At 39.9% G+C, this 22,078-nt stretch carries 17 protein-coding genes and 2 pseudogenes; 6 read left to right on the forward strand and 13 right to left on the reverse strand.

The genetic code is table 11. From position 1 onward, the window contains the following. Positions 1-42: 42 nt before the first annotated feature. The 8 genes and pseudogenes from P255_RS03610 to P255_RS15720 all read right to left on the reverse strand — a co-directional run. Positions 43-2,316: an NADP-dependent malic enzyme gene (locus P255_RS03610; protein WP_004903668.1), complete on the reverse strand. Its 2,274-nt coding sequence runs from the start codon at positions 2,314-2,316 to the stop codon at positions 43-45. A gap of 146 nt (positions 2,317-2,462) precedes the next feature. Continuing rightward, positions 2,463-4,985 carry a bifunctional diguanylate cyclase/phosphodiesterase gene (locus tag P255_RS03615; RefSeq protein WP_228127523.1) on the reverse strand — a complete coding sequence of 841 codons (2,523 nt, stop codon included), beginning with the start codon at positions 4,983-4,985 and terminating at the stop codon, positions 2,463-2,465. Positions 4,986-5,410: 425 nt separating this feature from the next. Beyond that, complete coding sequence (locus P255_RS03620; RefSeq protein WP_004903672.1) at positions 5,411-6,124, reverse strand: 16S rRNA (uracil(1498)-N(3))-methyltransferase; 714 nt, start codon at positions 6,122-6,124, stop codon at positions 5,411-5,413. 22 nt (positions 6,125-6,146) lie between these two features. Then, positions 6,147-6,983: a methylenetetrahydrofolate reductase [NAD(P)H] gene (gene metF, locus P255_RS03625; protein WP_004903674.1), complete on the reverse strand. Its 837-nt coding sequence runs from the start codon at positions 6,981-6,983 to the stop codon at positions 6,147-6,149. A gap of 163 nt (positions 6,984-7,146) precedes the next feature. Next, positions 7,147-8,529, reverse strand: a complete 1,383-nt coding sequence (gene ahcY, locus P255_RS03630; RefSeq protein WP_004903676.1) for an adenosylhomocysteinase — start codon at positions 8,527-8,529, stop codon at positions 7,147-7,149. 192 nt (positions 8,530-8,721) lie between these two features. Beyond that, positions 8,722-9,576 carry a DUF4062 domain-containing protein gene (locus P255_RS03635; RefSeq protein WP_004903677.1) on the reverse strand — a complete coding sequence of 285 codons (855 nt, stop codon included), beginning with the start codon at positions 9,574-9,576 and terminating at the stop codon, positions 8,722-8,724. A gap of 157 nt (positions 9,577-9,733) precedes the next feature. Further along, positions 9,734-10,024: an acetyltransferase domain-containing protein gene (locus P255_RS15715; RefSeq protein WP_004903680.1), complete on the reverse strand. Its 291-nt coding sequence runs from the start codon at positions 10,022-10,024 to the stop codon at positions 9,734-9,736. Positions 10,025-10,035: 11 nt separating this feature from the next. Then, positions 10,036-10,272: pseudogene (locus P255_RS15720) on the reverse strand (hypothetical protein); the annotation flags it as partial. A gap of 137 nt (positions 10,273-10,409) precedes the next feature. Here P255_RS15720 and P255_RS03645 point away from each other — a divergent pair. Beyond that, positions 10,410-11,363, forward strand: a complete 954-nt coding sequence (locus P255_RS03645) for a DUF4424 family protein (RefSeq protein WP_004903683.1) — start codon at positions 10,410-10,412, stop codon at positions 11,361-11,363. 56 nt (positions 11,364-11,419) lie between these two features. Here the strand turns inward: P255_RS03645 and P255_RS03650 are convergent. The 3 genes and pseudogenes from P255_RS03650 to fabR form a co-directional block, all read right to left on the reverse strand. Then, positions 11,420-11,808: pseudogene (locus tag P255_RS03650) on the reverse strand (carboxymuconolactone decarboxylase family protein). 149 nt (positions 11,809-11,957) lie between these two features. Next, positions 11,958-12,974, reverse strand: a complete 1,017-nt coding sequence (locus tag P255_RS03655; protein ID WP_004903687.1) for an AI-2E family transporter — start codon at positions 12,972-12,974, stop codon at positions 11,958-11,960. A 148-nt stretch (positions 12,975-13,122) separates the two neighbouring features. Continuing rightward, the gene (fabR, locus tag P255_RS03660) at positions 13,123-13,797 is read right to left on the reverse strand and encodes an HTH-type transcriptional repressor FabR (RefSeq protein ID WP_228127536.1); all 675 of its coding nucleotides are present in this window, start codon (positions 13,795-13,797) and stop codon (positions 13,123-13,125) included. 182 nt (positions 13,798-13,979) lie between these two features. Here fabR and P255_RS03665 point away from each other — a divergent pair, with 182 nt between their 5' ends. Beyond that, positions 13,980-15,050: a flavin reductase family protein gene (locus P255_RS03665; RefSeq protein ID WP_004903691.1), complete on the forward strand. Its 1,071-nt coding sequence runs from the start codon at positions 13,980-13,982 to the stop codon at positions 15,048-15,050. Positions 15,051-15,064: 14 nt separating this feature from the next. Then, positions 15,065-16,159, forward strand: a complete 1,095-nt coding sequence (locus P255_RS03670; protein ID WP_004903693.1) for a fatty acid desaturase family protein — start codon at positions 15,065-15,067, stop codon at positions 16,157-16,159. 43 nt (positions 16,160-16,202) lie between these two features. On the opposite strand, the gene P255_RS03675 is transcribed toward P255_RS03670, so the two are convergent. After that, on the reverse strand, positions 16,203-16,568 hold the full coding sequence (locus tag P255_RS03675) for a hypothetical protein (protein WP_004903695.1): 366 nt from the start codon (positions 16,566-16,568) through the stop codon (positions 16,203-16,205). A 31-nt stretch (positions 16,569-16,599) separates the two neighbouring features. Further along, a complete protein-coding gene (locus P255_RS03680; protein ID WP_004903697.1) occupies positions 16,600-17,301 on the reverse strand; it encodes an SIMPL domain-containing protein in 702 nt (233 codons plus the stop codon). 462 nt (positions 17,302-17,763) lie between these two features. Here P255_RS03680 and P255_RS03685 point away from each other — a divergent pair, with 462 nt between their 5' ends. The 3 genes from P255_RS03685 to P255_RS03695 all read left to right on the forward strand — a co-directional run bounded on the left by P255_RS03685 (position 17,764) and on the right by P255_RS03695 (position 22,024). After that, positions 17,764-19,137: a diaminobutyrate--2-oxoglutarate transaminase gene (locus P255_RS03685; protein WP_004903699.1), complete on the forward strand. Its 1,374-nt coding sequence runs from the start codon at positions 17,764-17,766 to the stop codon at positions 19,135-19,137. After that, positions 19,137-20,669: a pyridoxal phosphate-dependent decarboxylase family protein gene (locus tag P255_RS03690; protein ID WP_004903700.1), complete on the forward strand. Its 1,533-nt coding sequence runs from the start codon at positions 19,137-19,139 to the stop codon at positions 20,667-20,669. Before P255_RS03685 ends, P255_RS03690 begins: the two co-directional genes overlap by 1 nt. Before the next feature lie 323 nt (positions 20,670-20,992). Then, positions 20,993-22,024 carry a substrate-binding domain-containing protein gene (locus P255_RS03695; RefSeq protein ID WP_004903701.1) on the forward strand — a complete coding sequence of 344 codons (1,032 nt, stop codon included), beginning with the start codon at positions 20,993-20,995 and terminating at the stop codon, positions 22,022-22,024. The last annotated feature ends 54 nt before the right edge of the window (positions 22,025-22,078 follow it).

Consider the following 22,078-nt stretch of genomic DNA (forward strand, 5'->3'; position numbering starts at 1 on the left):
TAGAGGTTTGTACAAGTCTAAGCTTTGGGCTTAAACCCGTGTTTAAGCGTGTTGATCTTGCTGAATTTCAGCGACAGTTAACGCAGTCATGTTCACCAAACGACGAGTCGTTGTTGTTGGTGTTAAAATGTGAACTGGTTTTGCAGCGCCAAGCAAGATTGGACCAATCGTTACATTATTACCTGAAGTAGATTTCAACAGGTTAAATGAAATATTGGCTGCATCTAGGTTTGGCATAATCAACAAGTTTGCAGAACCCTTGAAGCTTGAGTTCGGGAATGCAAAATGACGAATGTTTTCATCAAGTGCCGCATCACCATGCATTTCACCTTCAACTGCAAGGTCTGGTGCTTGTTCAGCAAGTAAGCGATACACTTCACGCATTTTTTGCGCGCTTGGATCATCTTGGTTGCTACCAAAGCTTGAGTGTGAAAGTAACGCAATACGCGGTTCAATACCGAAACGACGAACTTCAGCAGCAGCCAAAATTGTCATGTCAGCCAACTGTTCAGCTGTTGGGTTGGTATTGACATAGGTATCAGCAATAAACAGGTTACGATCTTCGAGCATTAATGCATTCAGCGTAAAGAAGTTGTTCATGCCTTCTTTTAAGCCAATTACATTGCGCACGAAGTCCAAGTGAATGTCATAGCTACTATACGTACCACAGAGCATACCGTCTGCTTGGCCAAATTTCACCAGCATGGCTGCGATAAGTGTTGAGCGACGACGTGCTTCACGTTGAGCATACTCAATCGTTACGCCTTTACGTTGCATGCTATTGTAATAGTCTTTCCAGAACTCTTCGTATAATGGATTTTGTTCTTGATCAACGATTTCGATGTTTTCACCGTTTTCCAGACGCAAGCCCAACTGTTGAATGTTCGCTTCAATAACTTTGGTTCGACCAACCAAAATCGGGAATGCCAAACCTTCATCTACGACCACTTGTACTGCACGTAATACGCGAAGATCTTCACCTTCAGCATAAGCAATACGTTTTGGTGCACTTTTCGCTTGTGCAAAAATTGGTTTCATCACAAATGCCGAGTTATAAACAAACTCAGACAAGTGTTGACGGTAAATCGCAAAATCTTCGATTGGACGGGTAGCAACACCAGAGTCCATTGCTGCTTGCGCAACTGCAGGAGCAATTTCTAAAATCAGGCGTTGATCAAGTGGACGAGGAATCAGGTAGTCACGACCAAAAGCTGCTGATTTTTCACCATAAGTTGATGCATCGGCTTCAACGTGTGCCATACGTGCAATCGCATGTACACAGGCAATTTTCATTTCTTCATTAATGGTGGTTGCACCAACGTCAAGCGCACCACGGAAGATATACGGGAAACAAAGTGCATTATTGACTTGGTTTGGATAGTCAGAACGGCCTGTTGCCATAATGACATCTGGACGCGCCTCATGAGCATGTTCAGGTAAGATTTCTGGATCTGGGTTTGCCAAAGCAAAAATAATCGGGTTTGGAGCCATCTTCTTCACCATATCTTTGGTGAGAATACCTGCTGCAGAAAGGCCAAGGAACATGTCTGCACCTTCCATGACTTCATGTAACTGAGTCTGTGGAATGTCTTGTACATAATGTTTTTTAGAGTCGTCTAGACCTTCACGTGACGTGGTGAGCAGACCACGAGAATCGGCAACTGTAATGTTTTCTTTACGTGCGCCTAATGCACAAAGTAAATTTAAGCAAGACAGTGCGGCAGCACCTGCACCTGAGGCAATAATCTTGATTTCTTCAATTTTCTTGCCTGTTAATTTCAATGCATTGAGTAATGCTGAACCAACAATAATACTGGTACCGTGCTGATCGTCATGGAACACAGGAATGTTCATGCGTTCACGCAATTTTTTCTCAATGTAGAAACATTCTGGTGCCTTGATGTCTTCGAGATTAATCCCGCCGAATGTTGGTTCAAGTGCTGCTACGATATCGACAATTTTATCTGGATCGTTTTCGGCAATTTCGATGTCAAAAACATCTACACCAGCAAATTTCTTAAACAGGACACCTTTACCTTCCATCACAGGTTTTGAAGCAAGTGGGCCAATATTACCTAGACCAAGAACGGCAGTACCGTTACTGACCACGGCAACGAGGTTACCACGTGCTGTATATTTTGCTGCTGTTGAAGGGTCACGCGCGATTTCTAAACATGGCGCCGCAACGCCAGGTGAGTAAGCAAGGGCTAAGTCGCGTTGGTTAACCAGTTGTTTGCTTGGCGTAACACTGATTTTACCTGGGCGTGGAAATTCATGATAATTTAAAGCTTGCTGTTTTAGTGTTTGGTCGTCCATTTGCATCTCATTTACAACAGTTAATCCAGTAACTTAACGGTCCTGGCACAAAAAAAATCTAATCGACTATATCACTTGTTTTTGTTTTCGCACAGTTACAAGCAGTGAAAAATTCCTATGTTAATTATGTTCACTATAAATTTTAGTTATGATGGTGTGAATTTACTGTGAAAAGTCTGTAAATACTGGCTAGCATCCGCTTTATTGAGCGGTTTGGCATAATAAAAGCCTTGTGCAATGTCGCATTGTTTTTCACGTAAGAAATCGAGTTGTTCTTGTGTTTCAATTCCCTCAGCCACAATTTTTAGATCCATGGCTTTACCCATTGCAATAATCGCATTGATAATCGCATTGTGGCGTTTCATATGCATATTTTGCACAAAGCTTTTATCAATCTTTAAGACATCAAATGGAAACTCGGTTAAGTAAGCCATCGATGAATAACCAGTCCCAAAATCGTCTAAAGACAGTTGAATATGACGCTGCTTAAGCTGATGTAGCAGATTGTGAATATATTCACTATTTTCAATCAATGAAGCTTCAGTAATTTCAAACTCAACATATTTGCCTGCTACTTGGTACTGGTTCAGCGCTGTATCAAGATGTTCGATGAGCTGCCCACGATACAACTGTTGAGCATCAATATTGATCGAAAGAAAAACCTCTGGTAGTCCTTGATCTTGCCATTCACGCAGTTGCGCAATGGCAGTAAATAAAACATATTCGCCAATATCAGAAATCAGACTGGTTTGCTGTGCCGCAGGTAAAAATTGGGTTGGATGCAATAAGCCTTTTTCAGGATGATTCCAACGAATCAGGGTTTCAAAACCTACGATTTGCTCGTTGTGAATATAGATCTTGGGTTGAAAATAAACTTCGAGTTCCTGATTACGTAGTGCTTGGCGTAATTCATTTTCCAGATTCACATCTTTTTCATACAGGCTGTCATGTGATTTGGTGTAGTACTGAATGGTATTGCCACCTAAGCGACGCGCATGATTCAGTGCTTGTTGGGCGCAGTTGTTTAGCTGCTCAAACTGACTGGCGTGTTCAGGATAAATCGCCACACCAATTGATAACGTAATAATAAGCTCTTGTTCGGCAATCTTAACGGGCTGATTAAAATACTGACGAATCTGCTCACAGATCGTTTGGATACTGGGTTGTACATGATTGAGTTCATACACAATGACAAAATCATCACGGTTCAAATAGGCAACCATTAACGCATTTGGATTACATAGACGCAGGCGCTGGGCCACGAGTTTGAGTAATTCTGATGTATTTTGGTTGCCTAGAAATTCATACAGTGCGGTAAAACGATCAATCGACAGACGAATAATGGCAAGTTGATGAATACTTTCACTGTTGGTAATTAAAAATTGATAGATTTTATAGTTGTAATAAAAACGGTTCGGTAAATTGGTGACAATGTCGTAATTTTCCAGATAAGAAACGCGTCGCTCTTGTTGTTTGATCTTGGTCAGATCTGAAAAAATACCGACATAGTTGACAATCCGCTGTTTGCTATCCCGAATTGCATTGAGGCGTAAACGTAAGCTTAACTCTTTGCCTGAAATAAATTTTTCTTCAAACTCAGCATCAAATTCAGCATTTTTGAGTAATTGTTCAGTAATTGAATAATGGAAGCTACGTTGTCGCGGGCGATAGTTATCCGTAATTTCAAACAGCTGTTTTCCGAGAACCTGTTCAGGCGTTAAATTGGACAAGGTAAAGAAATAAGGATTGGCTTCGACATAGCGTAATTGTTCATCCAGCATCACAATTCCTGTTTCAACATGCGTCATAATATTGGCCGCTTGCTGAATTCGATCATGATCCTGTTTCTGGCGATCAATATTTTGGAAAATACCGATCATGACCATAGGTTTTGAGGTTGCTGGATTGTATTGAATGATTTTACCTCGGTTGATCACCCATACCCATTTATTATTTTCATCTTTAACACGGTATTCACACTCAAAAATTTCAGTTTCATGATTAAAGTGCTGATGCAGTTTCTCGATGCATAAGGGAATATCTTCTGGATGTAAGGCTTGGGTGAGGTCTTTTTCGAGTGAACGGAATTCTAGTTTTTTAACATGGGTATTATTGATTTCAAATGTACCTTTAATCAGGTTCCATTCCCATGTATGTACTGAGGCAATCGAATTTGCCATTTCAATCGTTTGCTTTTGTTTTTCTAATGTATGTGTACGCTCATGAATAGTTTGCTCAAGAGATTGTGAGTATTCATGGAGTTGGTTTTCAATATTTTTTGAGTGCTGCATTTCCTGTTGTAATTCATTACAGACACGCTGTGAATATTGCACTTGCTGCTCGGCATCGTGAATCAGTTGCTCATTACGGATAAATAGTTTTGCCAGTTTTCGATGCATGCGGTTGAGAGCAAAAGCACTAATACAAATCACCACCAAAATAAAATCAAAAGCAAAATAAAATAACTGGTTAAAAATCTGCTGGTTGATCGGTTGCAGAAGCAAAATTGGCGCAATTGCAGGGATGAACACCAAGAAAAAATAAGATAAACGTTGGGTGAGATAGGTTAGGCTAAAAATTAAGCAATTCAGAATTAAGCTTAAAGATAGATATAACGTATCATAAAATAGAATTGAGTCATAATTGCTGGGTAAGTAAATGTGCAGCAAATAAACACCAGCTCCAATCGAACAGCCTGTTCCTATACTAATGAATTTATTGCTTAAATCAATGGTGATAATGCGAAACTTTTTTTTCCTCACAAAGTTGTGTAAGAACACAAAGCAGGGAATAAAAAATAGACTACTACACAGGGCCCAGATGCCGATGTAAGAGGCTTCATCTGGGTATCTCAAATAAAAATTTAAAAAAATAAAATTACAGACAATAAAGGTACTTACCAGCAAATAACGTAGATAGTGTGCTGATTTTTTAATCTGACTCGATACGATTTCTTTAGAAAAATCATCGTTTTGCATAAATGGCATTCGAAGTCCGCTTTCATCAACGAAATAGCAAGTAATCGTATTAACATAGTATTGTTTAATGCAAATGTATATGTCTGAATACGATAGAAATGTGATTTTTTTATGTGCTATAAAATATAATTTAATATAGCTAAAGCGACAACGGGCGCTGTTTCGGTACGCAATACACGCTCGCCAATACACCAGTTTTTAAACCCAGCAGCATTTGCCTGGGCAATCTCATCCTGACTGAGACCACCTTCAGGGCCAATCAATAGCGCAAGGTCAGGCGTAGCCTGTTTAGCGATATCAAAAGCGTCCGTATCGGGTGCAAGTACGAGCTTGGTAGCAGGTAGGGAGAGGCTAAACCATTCTTGTAATGAAATGGGTGCAAGCACTTCAGGCACAATATTTAAGCCACACTGTTCGCATGCTGCAATTGCAATGGCTTGCCAGTGATCGATTTTTTTCTGATCGCGGTCATATTTCAGGCGCATTTCACAGCGTTCGCTGGTCAGAAGTTGAATTTTGTGTACACCGAGCTCAGTGGCTTTTTGAATCGCATAATCCATGCGATCACCTTTGCTCATCACTTGTCCGAGCACAACCTGAAAGTTCGGAGTGCGGTTAGCTGGTTCAAAAGATAGAACCTGAATAGAAGCATTCTTTTTATTAATTTCGGTGAGTTCAACCAAATACTCGCCACCTTGTCCATTAAACAAGATGGCTTGATCGTTTAATTTTGCACGCAAAACGCGAACCCAATGATGAAACACCACTTCAGTTAACTCAATAGACTGACCCACTGTTAATGATGCTTCAATAAAAAAACGATTACTCATAGGGCTCGTGACCTGTTACAAATTAAGCGAGTCCAAGATCCGTCACAAGCTGACGATTTGGCTGGATATGGTTCATGGTATAAAAATGCAGGCTTGGCGCACCACCAGCAATCAGACGTTCACAAAGCTTGACGACAACTTCGTGACCAAATGCCTGAATACTCTTGCTGTCATCACCATAAGCTTGAAGTTGCTTACGAATCCAGCGAGGAATTTCTGCACCTGTTCCATCAGCAAAGCGAATCAGGTTGCTGGCATTGGTGATTGGCATGATGCCTGGTGCAACTGGAATATGCACACCCAGTTTGGCAATACGTTCGATAAAATAGAAGTATGCATCTGGATTAAAGAAAAACTGGGTAATCGCTGAATTGGCACCTGCATGCACTTTTTCTGCAAAGCGTTGAATGTCGAGGTCAAAACTTTCAGCTTGCGGATGCATTTCAGGATATGCTGCCACTTCAATTTTAAAGTGATCGCCAGAATGTTCACGAATAAAGCGAACCAAGTCTTGTGCATAAGGCAGTTCGCCTAAACCCACCTGACCTGATGGTAAATCACCACGCAATGCCACAATACGGTCAATCCCTTGAGATTTATATAAATCTAAAAGTTCAGCAATACGGGCTTTGTCATCACCAATACATGACAAGTGCGGTGCTACAGGTGTGCCTTTACCGTTAAAGTCACTGATAGCAGCAAGCGTACGTTCGCGAGTCGAACCACCTGCACCATAAGTGATGGAGAAAAATTCTGGATTTAGTTGCTGTAGGTCTTGATGTACAGCGCGAAGTTTTTCGGCACCAGCATCAGTTTTTGGTGGGAAAAATTCAAAGGAAATCGGTACACGTTTAGTCATTTCAAATCCTTTTATCAATACTGTTCTTGAATATTGATCCTCATCCTAACCATCTCCCTGCACAAAAAAATCAGCGTGGCTTTTATGCTTTGTGCAGGAGAAGACCTACCTCAATCAGGGAAGTGCCTCTCCTAAACAGAGGAGGCTAGGAGAGGTCTAAAACTTAGTATTTGTAAGTGTCAGATTTGAATGGACCTTCAACAGGTACACCGAGGTAATCTGCTTGTACTTGAGTCAATTGAGTCAATACACCGCCAAAACCTGCAACCATCGCTGCGGCAACTTCTTCATCCAGTTTTTTCGGAAGAAGTTCAACACGGATGTGCGCTGGTTTTTCTGCTGCAGGAAGATCAGCAAATTTTTCAGCAAATAAATGCATTTGAGCTAAAACTTGGTTAGCAAAAGAACCATCCATCACACGTGATGGGTGACCTGTTGCATTACCAAGGTTTACCAGACGACCTTCAGATAACAAGATCAGGTAATCATTTTCATTTTCTGAGCGATATACTTGGTGTACTTGAGGTTTTACTTCAACCCATTTGTAACTACGTAAGTAGTTGGTGTCGATTTCAGTGTCAAAGTGACCGATGTTACATACGACAGCACCTGCTTTTAAGGTATCCAACATTGCTGAATCACAAACGTGATAGTTACCTGTAGTCGTTACGATCAAGTCAGTGTTTTCTAGTAAATCAAGATTGATGTCTTCTTTTTTGCCTGTTTGTACGCCATTTTTGTATGGAGAAACGACTTCGTAGCCGTCCATGCAAGCTTGCATTGCACAAATTGGGTCAACTTCAGTGACACGAACGATCATGCCTTCTTGACGTAAAGATTGAGCAGAACCTTTACCCACGTCACCGTAACCAATCACTAATGCACGGCGACCAGAAAGCAACATGTCTGTACCACGTTTGATGGCGTCATTGAGTGAGTGACGGCAACCGTATTTGTTGTCATTTTTAGACTTGGTAACAGAGTCGTTGACGTTGATTGCAGGAACTTTCAACGTACCATCACGGAACATTTCGTGAAGACGTTGTACACCTGTTGTAGTTTCTTCAGTAATGCCGTGGATACGCTCAAGAAGTGCTGGGTATTTGTCATGAACAAGTGCAGTCAAGTCGCCGCCATCGTCCAAGATCATGTTGGCATCCCAAGGTGTGCCATTGACATTGATTTGTTGCTCTAAGCACCAGTTGTATTCTTCTTCAGTTTCGCCTTTCCAAGCAAAAACTGGAATACCGCGTGCAGCGATTGCAGCAGCAGCGTGGTCTTGAGTCGAGAAAATGTTACATGACGTCCAGCGAACTTCTGCGCCCAATTCAACCAGAGTTTCAATCAAAACAGCAGTTTGAATGGTCATGTGGATACAGCCAAGAATTTTGGCACCTGCAAGTGGTTTTGCAGCAGCATAGCGCTTACGCAAGCCGATCAAGGCTGGCATTTCAGCTTCAGCAAGTTTGATTTCTTTACGACCGTAGTCAGCAAGATTGATATCGGCAACTTTATAATCAGTAAATGAAGCATTAACCGCGTTCATCACGATCTCCTTTTTAATAAAACAATTGTTGATCATTCAGTTCGCGGATGCCGTTGTTGGTTAAAAGAATATTTAACCGATCGTCGAGCCTGGCGCTTTTACATTTTGTGCCTGTAAAACGTCGCAGCATCCCTCGACTAGCGAAGTATTGTACTTGGATTCTAAAAGTCTTCCAAGTTGAAAGATGCAATATTATTTGTTTTCCTCAAGTTGAGTTTGTAGTTGATCAAAAGCTTCCCAACCATTTTGGGTTAATTTAAATAGTTTCCCTTCATAATCATCTTCAATTAATCCAAGTTTTTCTAAATTCTTAATTGCGGATTTCCATGTTGAAATTTCTCTTTGCCCGTTTAAATTGAGCTGTAAATCACCAGCATAGAGATTTGTAGTATCAATATTTTCAAGGAATTGAATATCACTTTCTGATTCGCCAGCATTGAGAAGAATCTGAATCATTTCTTCACTGGGTTGTATCGTTTGGTTTGAAGGTATTGGACTAACTGAATTAGAAGAATTCAAATTGTTGATAATTTCTTGGATATATTCATTATCTCGTATATGAAGAGTGAGATGATTTTTAATATTTTCTTTAAAACCTGCTAATTCTCTATAGAAATTTAGGACTCCACTGGGTTTCCACTCATTAATTTGGGTCTGTAATTTAGAGTATTGATCCGTAATTTGGCTTGGTGGAATTGGTCGATCACAGATATAAAGGCATGTAAGTTTTTTAGATGTGATATGTTTTGAAATTTCCTCAACAGTGCCGCTAACATAATCACCTGTAGGTGTTCCTAAACGTGTCCAAAATATTCCAATTAAAATATCTGAATTTTCTAAAATTCTTTTATTAATAATTTCTTGTGGCCTATCTCCCATTTCAGGGGCAACATGCGTTTCCCAACCTACTGGGTTGAGCATAATACCAAATTGTTTTGAATGAATGGCATTCCACTCATAGATTGCATCGCGAACCAATTGTCTTTCTTCTGCTACATCACTTGGTGAGGCGATCATGACATTTAAAATTATTGCTTGGTGTGCCATTTTTTAATTTTCTAAGATGAATGACTTTAAATATATCAGGATTTTTATGAAAGAATTAGCTTGAAATTAAAATGATTTTTTATAAGAATTTTATAAAAAGCAGACCTCCAAAGATCTGCTTTTTCCCTGACTTTTAAAAATACTTCAAAATTTCAATCTATTTATTGGCATGCTTGAATTTTGAAAATGCCTGAACTGCAGGATACAGCGCGACCAGTAAAATCAGCATGATCAACCATAAGTAACTCATCTGATTAACACCGAAATATTGCCCTTGATTCGTTCCCCAAATCTGTACTGCTATCACATAGAGAAATTTCAGCATATATAAATGCAGAATATAAAAAAACATCGGGACAGAACCCAATACAATCAATGGTTTTTCCCATGGGGATTGTTCAACTTTGCTCAGCGCCAATAAAATTAAGACGTCTACACTTGTATGCATTTCAGGTCATATTTTTGCTGATAAAGAAAGACAGGTAGTCCTGTGAGCAACTCAAAAACAGGTGCACACAGATGCGCCAAAGAACGGCTGAGAAATAGGGTAGGTTCAACCTCTTAGACTTGCATCGGGTCGGAAACTTGATGGTGTAGAAAAAAGGTTTCGCGAACGTGATCGAGCATCATAATAATGATGACCAATCCACGCAGCGCATCGATTGCCTGTAGGCGCTGTGAAGAAATAACTGACATAGAAATAAAGTAAAAAAATAAACGTTATAGTTATGTTATAAAATCATATTTTAAATCCAATCAGAAAAACAAAGCATGTGGTGAATACAGAGCTTTTCGGCTAAAGTGCAACATCAAAATAAAAAGAGTGCTCGTAGATGACCAATAAATGGATAATTTTATTTGGATTACTTTCTATCCAACAGGCAGTTGCCAATGACAGTGCAGGTTATGTGGCAACTGGTGGGGCGCAGTATGTGAAAAATCCCAATATTGCTATGCAAACCGAAGACTTATTGATTAGTCAGAAACAGGTTCGAGTCGATTATCAATTTAAAAATCTCACCAATCATCCAATCACCGAAAACATTTTATTTCCTTTGCCTTTGGTGGAAAGTTGGCATGATAGCGACTACGCAGACACCGCAGATTTGGTCAAAAGTTTTAAAGTGTGGTCGAATGGAAAGCAGATTTCGCCACAGGTTCATGTCCGTGCTTTTCTACCTCAGCTTAAATCTGTAAATGATGTTAGAGAAAATGCACCGATGATTGATGTGACTGCGGAGTTAAAAGTCTGTGGTTGGTCGGATGATGAGATCATGAGTCCGTGGACAGAAAAATATGATGTATCGGAGTTAAATCGGAAAATGTTGCACTGTCAGCAACCGAAACTGCAAAAACTGTTGAAATTGAATGAAGATGTTTGGTGGCAGTCACAAATTATTTATAGCTGGCAGCAGACTTTTTTACCCAACCAAGTCACACGAGTTCGGCATCAATACACGCCATTGTTAGGTGGTTCGGTATATTTAGATCCAGAAAAAGCAAAGTCAGTGTGTGTTGACGACAACCTGAAAAAGGTTTTACGCAAAATGGGTAATCCAACGCCTAACTATCTTGAGATGGGTTATATTTTAAAAACAGGTGCAAACTGGGCAAAACCGATTGAACGCTTTAATTTGACCATTGAGAAACAGCCAAACCAGTTTGTGTCATTGTGTTGGAAAGGACAATTGAAAAAAGTGAGTGCGACACAGTTTAAGGCGACTGAGCAAAACTTTGTTCCCAAGCAGGATATTCAACTTATTTTTATAGACAAACCAAGCCCTTAAAAATGCAGATAGACATCTTTGCACCAAAAAAATAACAAAGATGTCTATCTCAATCATTATTTTTGAGCTGCCTGATATTCCTGAATAACTTCTAGCGCAGCACGGAATGCTTCTTGAGTCGCAGGCGCACCGCAATATGGCAAGCTGTGCAATAGGTTTCCTGAATTTCTTCTACACTACAACCATTATTCAGCGCGCCACGCACATGACCTTTCAGTTCGGTTGGAGATTTTTGTGCAACCAACATGGCGATGGTAATTAAAGAGCGGTATTTGCGCGGCAAAACTCCTTCACGTTGCCACGTTGAACCCCAAGCGTGTTCATTAATCCAGTCCTGTAAAGGTTGGGTAAATGCAACGGTATTGTCTTGAGCGCGTTTGACAAATGCTTCGCCCATCACTTCAGTACGAACTTTTAAGCCATTTTCATAATCTTGCTGTGCCATGTTGCTTGACCTGTAAGGTGAGTAAAATCTCACCTTACACTGAAAATTAACATCGATATATTAGGCTTGAGTCCATTAAGAAGCGGGCGTTATATTTGACTGGCTGCCCAACTTTTTAAGGGCAGTTCATCAGGCGTTTTTTATTGTAGTTAGATTAACTTGGCATCGTTCATTTCAAGCTTGATGTAAGCATAGAAAATTGGCGCTGCAATCAGCCCACCAAAACCAAAAATAGCTTCAAAAATCAGCATGGCAAGCAGAACTTCCCAAGCATGCGCATTAATTTTGCTGCCTACAATTTTGGCATTAATAAAATATTCAAGCTTATGAATCAGGATTAAATACATTAAAGCTGCAGCAGCGACAGGCAATGAAATGGTTAAACCTGAAATAATAATCAGGCTATTGGAAATTAGATTGCCTGCAATCGGAATCAGCCCAAAAATAAAGGTCAAAATAGTCAGGGTTTTAGCAAAAGGAAGGTGTACACCGCATAATGGCAGTGCAATAAATACAAAAACAATAAACAGGGCGGTGTTAATTAGAGAAATCTGAATTTGAGCAAAAACGACATTTCTAAATGACAATCCCAGTTTTTCAATACGTAGCATCAGCGCCATTTTAAATGTTGGCTGGGCTTCTTTATAGCTAAACGAATGAATAGAAACTAAGATCCCGATAATTAAGCCAATCACCATGGTGGCAAAATTATGCAAAATATCCGAACCTGTATGCCTTAAAACAGAAACGTTATCTTTAAGTAAAATAAAAATATGGTTTTTTAAATCAGTTACGCTGTTTGGAATATAAATGGAGATATATTTTGAAACTTCCTGTTGTAATAAAATCAATGTTTGGTCAATTTTTTCACTAAACGCCGTCAGTCCAGGCCCTTGTAAATCATAAATCACAAAGCTGACCAGACTGGTAATAAGGAAGCTGAGCAAGGAAACAATCACAATACTCAGTACAATGCTGATAATTAATTTTGCGCGATGACTGTCAATATAACGATCAATCACCTTACTTAAACTATGAATAATTTCATAGATCAGGAAGCCTGCAAAAAAACTTGGCAGGAGATGTAAAGGAATAATCGCCACAAGAGATAATATAATAAGAATATAGCTTGCCAGAATGCTTTGTCTGTCGCTCAAGATATTCATGCTGGTTTGACCCGATATTTAGCAAAAGAAATGCCATAGGAAATGCAATGAGGCTGCACAGAATTGTATTAATCCTAGACAAAGGTCATTCTAACTGCTTCGGAAATACTTAGAAATAAAAAAATACGCTTTATCTGAATCAAAAAAATTAGCCAATTTTCGCTTCGTTTAGGCGGCGTGCACCTTCAAGAATCATCCGAATCATGATCATGGTTTGCTGTGCCACGACATTACGTTCATTTACAGGCAAATCGATGACTTTTGCACCCATATTAAATACCAGCTGGGTAATAGCTTTTGCCGCTAAATCTGGGTGAAACAGTCGGTTCTGGTTCAAACGCTCTAAACGAATCAGGTCTTCTTGCAATTCTTGCTGGAAAAAGCTGAGTTGTTGCTCCACCGCGCGTTTATAGGAAATTGAACCCGTATAACCTTCACGTAACAGTAAACTCAGGTTGCCATCATCGGTGTCGAGTTGCTGTAAAAAGACTTCAACTGAAGTACGAATAATGCTTTCTTGTTTAGATGCTTTAAGGCGTGCTTCACGAATAATCTTACGTAACACCACGCCAGCACGATTAATCAGTTCAATCGCAAGCTCATCCATGTCTTTAAAATGCCGATAAAAACTGTTGGGTGCAATGCCTGCTTCACGAGCAACTTCGCGTAAACTCAAAGACGCAATACTTTTTTCTGGGCCAATTAAATTTAAGGTTGCCTGAAATAATTCTTCTTTGGTAATCGTGGCTTTTCGACCAGCACTACGTAGAGCTGTTTTGGCTTGAGTAGGGGGAGTGTCAAGTAACGAGTGATCAGTTGGCATAGCAGTTATCGATAAAGGGGGCATGTAAACTCATGTGGCAAGCTCGGATTTATTTGAAGATTATAGCCTTAGAACTGAACGATAAGAAATAGTGCAAAGAATTGTTTCTTGATTGCATAAATACTATACATATATATATACATGTGTATAATAATTAGAAAGTCATAATAGAGATGACCACAATGCATGTCATACAACGTAAAAAACAACTTTTAGATTTTCTGTCTGGTAGTGTCTATGACAGTAATACCGTAAATTTTTGGCTTCAAAAACTCAATCCATTGTGGTCAACTCGTGAAGCACTTGGGCGAATTGTCAAAAAACAAATCATTGCCAATGATGTTGTGAGTTTAACCATTCATTGCAACCAACATATGCAATATGGTGTTGCTGGGCAGCATCATCCCGTACATGTAGAAATTCATGGCCGCCGCTATGAACGTACCTACAGTTTGACTCGACTGGATGCCCATCACGTAAAACTGACCTTAAAGAAAATTGAAGGCGGTGTGGTGAGTACATGGTTATGTGAACAAGCTCAAGTGGGTGATATCCTTGAATTTGGACAGCCTTACGGTGATATGCTGGTTAGCGAACAGCAACAAAAACAGTTACTGTTGCTGGCTGCGGGTAGTGGGATTACTCCAATGTATAGCATGTTGGCAGGACTGCATCAGTCTGGGCAGCTCAAGGACTATGACATTCATTTAATGTACTGGGCACAACATGCCACAGGTCTTGCTTTCAAATCAGAATTTGAAGAATGGCAACAAACCTATCCGAATTTTAAGTTTACCGCGCTATGTACGCGTGATGAACCTGCTGCTGAACGTATTAATCAGAAACATACAGCATTGGCTGCAGACTTTGCTGAACGTACTGTCTTTGCTTGCGGCCCATCGGGTTTTGTCAATGCTGCAGAAAGTGTGTTTGCTGGCGCAAAACTTTTCAAAAGTGAAGCGTTTAGCCTGACACATATAGAAACTAATGACGTTGGCTTTGTAAATATTACTTTAAGCAAATCTAAGAAAACCATTGCTGTTGCTAAAGGTCAGCCAATTTTGATTGGTCTGGAACAGGCTCAGCTCAAACCAACTCACGGTTGCCGTATGGGTATTTGCAATAAATGTGCATGTAATAAAGTATCGGGTGCAACCAAAAACTTAAATAATCAGTCGGAAAATACTGAACCAAATAGCCTACTACGCTTATGTGTCAACTCCGCACAAACTGACCTTGTGTTAGATCTTTAAGAGAGGCATCTGCTATGAATATGCAAGTAAAAACACAATATTTTAAAAATCCTAAAAACCGCGAACTCACTGAAGCCGATTTAGAGGCGCTTGCTCAAGAGCTAGATGCCATCAAACAAGAAGTTGTGGATGACTTGGGCGAAAAAGATGCCCAGTACATTCGCCGTGTGTACTCCGTTGTACGTTATAGCAGTCTAGCAGGTCGTGCTTTATTGTTCGCAGGCTGGTTTCCACCAGCGTGGGTACTCGGTATAGGCTTACTCGGTTTGTCTAAAATTTTGGAAAATATGGAAGTCGGACACAATGTCATGCACGGTCAATATGACTGGATGAATGATCCGAAATTCATGGGACAAACCTACGAATGGGATAATGTCGGTACAAGTGATAACTGGCGTCAAACTCATAACTATAAACATCATACTTATACCAACATTAAAGGGATGGATGATGACATTGGTTATGGTCTGGTGCGCTTATTCCCAGAACAGCGCTGGAAAAAAAGCTATTTATTGCAACCGTTGTACAGTATTCCATTTTGCTTGCTGTTCCAATGGGGTGTCGCGATCCAAAACTTGGAAGTCGGCAAACTGATGATGGGACGCAAGACGAAGGCCAAATTTATCCAAGAAATGCGCCCAGTACAACGCAAAGTTGCGAAACAATTGTTCAAGGATTATGTATTCTTCCCACTCGTGGCAGGACCAAGTGCAGTACCTGTATTGCTTGGCAACCTAGCGGCAAATGGTATCCGTAATGTTTGGACATTCAGTATCATTTTCTGTGGTCACTTCACCAAAGATGTTGAAGTTTTTCCAAAAAGTGTCTTGGAAAATGAAAGTCGCGGACACTGGTATATGCGCCAAATTCGCGGGTCATCCAACTTAACAGGTTCAGAAGCCTTTCATATTTTGACAGGTCACTTGAGCCATCAGATTGAGCACCATTTGTACCCAGAAATTCCTGCGCGCCGTTACCGCAAAATGGGGCCAAAAGTAGAAGCTGTATGTAAAAAATACGGTTTAAACTACAACAATGCCAGCCTGTTTAAACAATATGGTCAGGTTTTGGGACGTATTTTGAAATACTCGCTACCGTTTAAAAAATAATGATCAAGTCATAAAAAAGCGCAGTCTAAACTGCGCTTTTTTATTAATTAAATTTTAACTGTACGCTTGAGCCTGCAAACATACGTTTTATAGCGCGGGGCAAATCTTCATTTTGATCTGCCAGTTCAATATGAATTGAAGAGTATTCTAATTCGTCTGCAACAACGTCTGCTGCGAGTTGAATCACCATTTGGTTATCAAAAAAACGGATCGATTCAATTGCATTTTGAAATTCAAATTCAGTTTCGTTGACCAAAAGCCCAATTTGTTGATTTACTGCCATATCAGGTTCATCAAAACGGCTTAAAATGACGAAATCAATCGGGTCAAACTCATCATCTGACAAGCCAATGGTGAATACGTCATCATCATGGCTACAAGAAATATGATTGGCGTGGAAAGATTTCATCGGGTTGTTTCACTCAGTCTAATTCAAAGTCTTATTTTAGTTGAATTGTTCCGTTTGCGCTGACACTAATTTTAGATTCTCCTGCATTCATGTCCTGTGCCATAGGTGCAGCCGCAACTTCAGCAAACTTGGCTGTTCTTGCACTCATCATGATCGGGCGATAGCTACTGTTGGTATTGACATTGAGATTGACCAGATTGTAGCTGGTTTTGTGCCAAGACTGAGTCAGTAACTGGGCACGTTGCTGGAAGTTTTTGGAAGCTTCAAGCATTAGCTCGTTTTCAACTTTACTGCGCTGTTCATCCGAAATACTAAAACCAATCGAGTCGGTCTGGAAGTTCTGCTGCAGTTCACTGATCAGCTGACTGGCGGCTTTGAAATCACGGCTTTCGATTTGTAGTTCAGCACGTCCACGCCATTCTTTGAGTTTTTTGTTGTCAGTGTCGTAAACAGGGTAGGTACTTTGAGCCCCAGTTTTGACTTTCACCTGCGGATATTTTTTGGCAGTTGCCAAAGCCTGATTCATCAGTGTATTGATTTGGTTGGCCAGTTCAGCAGGTTGTTTATTGTTCTTTTCAATGTAAAGAACAGCTTGAATCTGGTCGTTGGAAACCTCACGCGAAGCATCCGCCTGAATGTTGATGACATTGTAGTTTAATGCTTCGGTAGTGGCGGCAAAAACTGGGCTACTGACGCTAGCAATAAGTAAGCTAGATACGAGCAAATTTCTCATAAATTTTCCTTGAATTTTGAGTGTTTGTTATCAGGCTCATGTTAATTGGAGAAAACGGATTATATAAAGTTAAATTGTCGCTTCTTTGTAATACTTTTTAAGTTTTTGTATCTTGGTTTAAGAAATAAAATCTTTTAAATTCAGTAAATTAATTATTGAATATTGGATGATTTTTTTTGTTGATCCAAAGATAAAAAAATATTTCTGATGAGATGGATTTTCTTATTTTTGTCATGGAGTATCATAATAATGAAGCTAATTCATTAGATAAATGTTTTTTTCAATGAATTAGGTCAAATAAAGAGCTAAAAGGTCTTTATTTTTATAGAAAAAAGGGTATTATCGCCCTCCTAGTTATAAGTTCTAAATTTTGTCTAACTAGAATTCTACAAGCACCGAGTCAAAGGACCACAAGTCACCAGACTTATTTCTTTCAACCCATATCAGAGATGGTAATTCGATATGAGCGTTACTTCTGTAAATCCTGCCACCAATTCCACCAACGAATATTACTTGACTCGCCAAAGTCAGATGGAATCGAATGTTCGTAGTTATCCACGTAAATTACCGTTAGCGATAGCGAAAGCACAAGGTTGTTGGGTTACTGATGTTGAAGGTACTGAGTACCTTGATTGTTTAGCTGGTGCAGGGACATTGGCATTAGGTCATAATCACCCTGCGGTTATTCAAAGTATCCAAGACACACTTGCAAGTGGTCTGCCTTTGCATACTTTAGATTTAACGACACCTTTAAAAGATGCTTTTACTGAAGCTTTATTGGCTTATTTGCCTGGTGGTAAAGAAGAATATTGCTTACAGTTCTGTGGTCCATCTGGTGCAGATGCAACAGAAGCAGCGATTAAACTTGCAAAAACTTATACTGGCCGTAGTTCAGTGATTAGCTTCTCTGGTGGCTATCATGGTATGACTCATGGTTCATTGGCAATGACAGGTAACCTGAGTGCAAAAAATGCAGTCAATAACCTCATGCCTGGTGTTCAGTTTATGCCATATCCGCATGAATACCGTTGCCCATTGGGTATTGGCGGTGAAGCGGGTGTTGATGCATTAACTTACTATTTTGAACAGTTCATTGAAGATGTTGAAAGTGGTGTGACTAAACCTGCTGCTGTCATTCTTGAAGCGATTCAAGGTGAAGGCGGTGTTGTAATTGCACCTACAAAATGGCTTCGTAAAATCCGTGAAGTAACTGAAAAACACAACATTGTGTTGATTCTTGATGAAGTACAAGCGGGCTTTGCACGTTCAGGCAAAATGTTTGCATTTGAACATGCGGGTATCGAGCCAGACGTTGTTGTTATGTCTAAAGCAGTAGGTGGTAGCTTGCCACTTGCAGTATTGGGCATTAAACGTAAATTTGATGCTTGGCAACCAGCGGGTCACACGGGTACTTTCCGTGGTAACCAATTGGCAATGGGTACAGGTTTAGCTTCTTTACAAGTTATTAAAGAACAAAACCTAGCTCAAAATGCGCAAGAACGTGGTGATTTCTTACAAGCTGAAATGAAAAAATTGGCACAAGAATTCCCATGTATCGGTAACGTACGTGGCCGTGGCTTAATGTTGGGTATTGAAATTGTCGATGAGCGTAAAGCTGCTGATCACATGGGTTCATTACCTGCAGATGCGCAATTGGCTGCTGCGATTCAAACAGCATGCTTTAACAACAAATTGTTGTTAGAAAAAGGTGGTCGTAACGGTACAGTCATTCGTTTACTTTGCCCGTTGATCATTACTCAAGACGAGTGTGTAGAAGTTATTGCACGCTTCAAGAAAGCAGTTGCTGAGGCGCTTGTTGCCGTTCGAGGTGCTTAATGGTTGATTTTGCACAACATCGTAAAGCTTTACTTTGTAATGATGCACAATCCATTGCTGACTATCAGTCAGCAATGGGTGAAGCGGTGAAAGCCGTTTCTGCATGGTTGCAAAATGATAAAATGTACACAGGCGGTAGCATCAAAGATTTGCGTGCCGCGATTTCTTTTAAACCATCTAAAGATGGTTTAGGTGTACAGACGTCGTTAGAACGTATGGTTGAGCTTTTTCTCAATAAAAGCTTAAAAGTACATCATCCTCACTCATTGGCACATTTACACTGCCCAACGATGGTGATGAGCCAGATTGCGGAAGTGTTAATCAATGCGACCAACCAATCAATGGATTCATGGGATCAAAGCCCTGCAGGTTCGTTGATGGAAGTTCAATTGATTGACTGGTTACGTCAAAAAGTGGGCTATGGCACAGGTCAGGCAGGGGTATTTACCTCTGGTGGTACGCAATCTAACCTTATGGGTGTATTGCTTGCGCGTGACTGGTGTATTGCGAAAAACTGGAAAGGCGAAAACGGTCAGGAATGGTCTGTACAGCGTGATGGCTTACCTGCTGATGCATTGAAAAATGTCAAAGTTATTTGTTCTGAAAATGCACACTTCTCTGTGCAAAAGAACATGGCAATGATGGGCATGGGCTTTCAGTCAGTTGTGACTGTTCCTGTGAACGAAAATGCTCAGATGGATGTCGATGCGCTGGAAAAAACCATGGCGCATTTGAAAGCTGAGGGTAAAATCGTAGCCTGTGTTGTTGCAACAGCTGGTACGACTGACGCTGGTGCAATTGATCCACTCAAGAAAATTCGTGACATCACTAACCAATATGGTGCGTGGATGCATGTCGATGCAGCTTGGGGCGGCGCACTGATTTTATCGAATGAATTCCGTTCAATGCTAGATGGTATTGAATTGTCAGATTCGGTGACGCTAGATTTCCATAAACACTATTTCCAAAGCATTAGCTGTGGTGCTTTCTTGTTGAAAGACGAAGCCAACTATCGCTTTATGCATTATGAAGCAGAATACCTAAACTCTGCTTATGATGAAGAACATGGTGTACCAAACCTTGTATCTAAATCATTACAAACGACTCGTCGTTTTGATGCATTGAAATTGTGGATGACGGTTGAAGCATTGGGTGAAGAACTTTATGGTTCAATGATCGATCACGGTGTTAAATTGACACGTGAAGTTGCTGACTATATTAAAGCAACACCAGGTCTTGAATTGTTAGTTGAACCACAATTTGCTTCTGTGTTGTTCCGTGTTGTGCCTGAAGGTTATCCTGCTGAATTCTTGGATAGCTTGAACCAGAACGTTGCAGATGAATTGTTTGCACGTGGTGAGGCGAATATTGGTGTAACTAAAGTAGGGCATGTTCAATCCTTGAAAATGACTACTTTAAGCCCAGTAGCAACGCTTGAGAATGTACAGAACTTACTTGGATTGGTTCTCGCTGAAGCAGATCGTATTAAAGATGCAATTGCAGCAGGAACTTATGTTCCAGCGATTGACTAAATAATATAAGTTGCTATCAAGCTGTAGAAAAAGGTCACTGAGGTGACCTTTTTCTATGGAATTCATCATATTTAAAGTGGCTGGTTCTAGCTGAACTCCATCCTTAGATGATCGTAAGTAGCATGGTCAAATTAATCTAATTTGTATTTATTATTGATTTTTAATGAAAATTATAAAAAATGCCTCTAATCTGAATTATTACAAAATAGTCTTTAATTTGTAACCTAAATGTCATATAAAAAACTCAAAATGCACGCGATTCGGCATGAATTTACCAATAAATGCAGTATTTTTATTGGTATAAATTAAATTGAGAGATGGGAATGAATTTTAGCAAAAAATATTTTGCCTTAGCATTTGCTTGTTCAGTAACACTATTCGCAACAGGCGCGCATGCAGCGCGTGAAACTATTCAAATCTCAGGTTCTTCTACAGTATTGCCTTACGCAAGTATTGTTGCAGAAGACTTTGGACATACTTTCCCACAGTTTAAAGTGCCAGTTGTTGGTTCTGGTGGTTCATCTGCTGGTTTGAAGCAATTTTGTCAGGGTGTAGGTGATAATACCATCGATATTGCCAATGCATCACGTAAAATTAAAGACACTGAAATAGCAGCATGTAAAAAAGCAGGTGTGAATAAAATCCAAGAAATAAAAATCGGTTATGATGGTATTGCATTTGCATCAAACAGTTCAAAACCAACCTATAAATTAAAGCCTTATCATGTATTTGCAGCACTGGCCGAAAAACTTCCATCAAAAGGCAAGTTGGTTCCAAACCCATATACGCGCTGGAATCAGATTGACCCAAGCTTACCCAATGAACCTATTACGTTGGTGATCCCTGCATCTAACCACGGTACACGTGAAGTGTTTCAAGAAAAAATGGTCGATGCTGGTTGTGAAGCATATGATTACTTTAAAAAGTTAGATAAAGAAGCACAAAAAAAAGCATGTTCTAGTTTTCGTAAAGATGGTCGCGTGATAGAAATTTCAGGGGACTACACTGAAACATTGGCACGTTTAAAAACTTCTCCAAGTGCTGTGGGGGTGTTTGGTCTTGGTTTCTATAATCAAAACCGTGACCGTTTACGCGTTGCGACAGTCAATAATGTTGTTCCAAGTGAAAAAACGATCTTGAATGGTAAATATCCTGTATCTCGTCCATTATTCTTCTATGTAAAAGGAGAGCATGTAAAATTAGTGAAAGGTTTACCACAGTACGTTGAATATTTTTTAAATAAGCACGTTTCTGGTAAAGGTTCAAAACTTGAGCGTGCTGGGTTGATTGCAATGTCTGATGCAGAGCGTGCAAAAATTTTGGCAGATTTTCAAGCAGGTAAAACTGTTAACTAATTGGATTTGCTCAAAATCAGGTGAATCTAGGGTTTTAGATTGATCGATTGGGCT

Origin of the sequence: Acinetobacter brisouii CIP 110357 (assembly GCF_000488275.1) — a bacterium.
GTDB lineage: Bacteria > Pseudomonadota > Gammaproteobacteria > Pseudomonadales > Moraxellaceae > Acinetobacter > Acinetobacter brisouii.

What these genes read in the sequence shown, in the direction of transcription:
- P255_RS03695 (WP_004903701.1), top strand. Translation starts at nt 20,993, where the DNA reads ATGAATTTTAGCAAAAAATATTTTGCCTTAGCATTTGCTTGTTCAGTA.
- P255_RS03635 (WP_004903677.1), bottom strand. Translation starts at nt 9,576, where the DNA reads ATGGCACACCAAGCAATAATTTTAAATGTCATGATCGCCTCACCAAGT.
- P255_RS03610 (WP_004903668.1), bottom strand. Translation starts at nt 2,316, where the DNA reads ATGGACGACCAAACACTAAAACAGCAAGCTTTAAATTATCATGAATTT.
- P255_RS03680 (WP_004903697.1), bottom strand. Translation starts at nt 17,301, where the DNA reads ATGAGAAATTTGCTCGTATCTAGCTTACTTATTGCTAGCGTCAGTAGC.
- P255_RS03620 (WP_004903672.1), bottom strand. Translation starts at nt 6,124, where the DNA reads ATGAGTAATCGTTTTTTTATTGAAGCATCATTAACAGTGGGTCAGTCT.
- P255_RS03690 (WP_004903700.1), top strand. Translation starts at nt 19,137, where the DNA reads ATGGTTGATTTTGCACAACATCGTAAAGCTTTACTTTGTAATGATGCA.
- P255_RS15715 (WP_004903680.1), bottom strand. Translation starts at nt 10,024, where the DNA reads ATGCATACAAGTGTAGACGTCTTAATTTTATTGGCGCTGAGCAAAGTT.
- P255_RS03665 (WP_004903691.1), top strand. Translation starts at nt 13,980, where the DNA reads ATGCATGTCATACAACGTAAAAAACAACTTTTAGATTTTCTGTCTGGT.
- ahcY (WP_004903676.1), bottom strand. Translation starts at nt 8,529, where the DNA reads ATGAACGCGGTTAATGCTTCATTTACTGATTATAAAGTTGCCGATATC.
- P255_RS03675 (WP_004903695.1), bottom strand. Translation starts at nt 16,568, where the DNA reads ATGAAATCTTTCCACGCCAATCATATTTCTTGTAGCCATGATGATGAC.
- fabR (WP_228127536.1), bottom strand. Translation starts at nt 13,797, where the DNA reads ATGCCAACTGATCACTCGTTACTTGACACTCCCCCTACTCAAGCCAAA.
- metF (WP_004903674.1), bottom strand. Translation starts at nt 6,983, where the DNA reads ATGACTAAACGTGTACCGATTTCCTTTGAATTTTTCCCACCAAAAACT.
- P255_RS03670 (WP_004903693.1), top strand. Translation starts at nt 15,065, where the DNA reads ATGAATATGCAAGTAAAAACACAATATTTTAAAAATCCTAAAAACCGC.
- P255_RS03645 (WP_004903683.1), top strand. Translation starts at nt 10,410, where the DNA reads ATGACCAATAAATGGATAATTTTATTTGGATTACTTTCTATCCAACAG.
- P255_RS03655 (WP_004903687.1), bottom strand. Translation starts at nt 12,974, where the DNA reads ATGAATATCTTGAGCGACAGACAAAGCATTCTGGCAAGCTATATTCTT.
- P255_RS03685 (WP_004903699.1), top strand. Translation starts at nt 17,764, where the DNA reads ATGAGCGTTACTTCTGTAAATCCTGCCACCAATTCCACCAACGAATAT.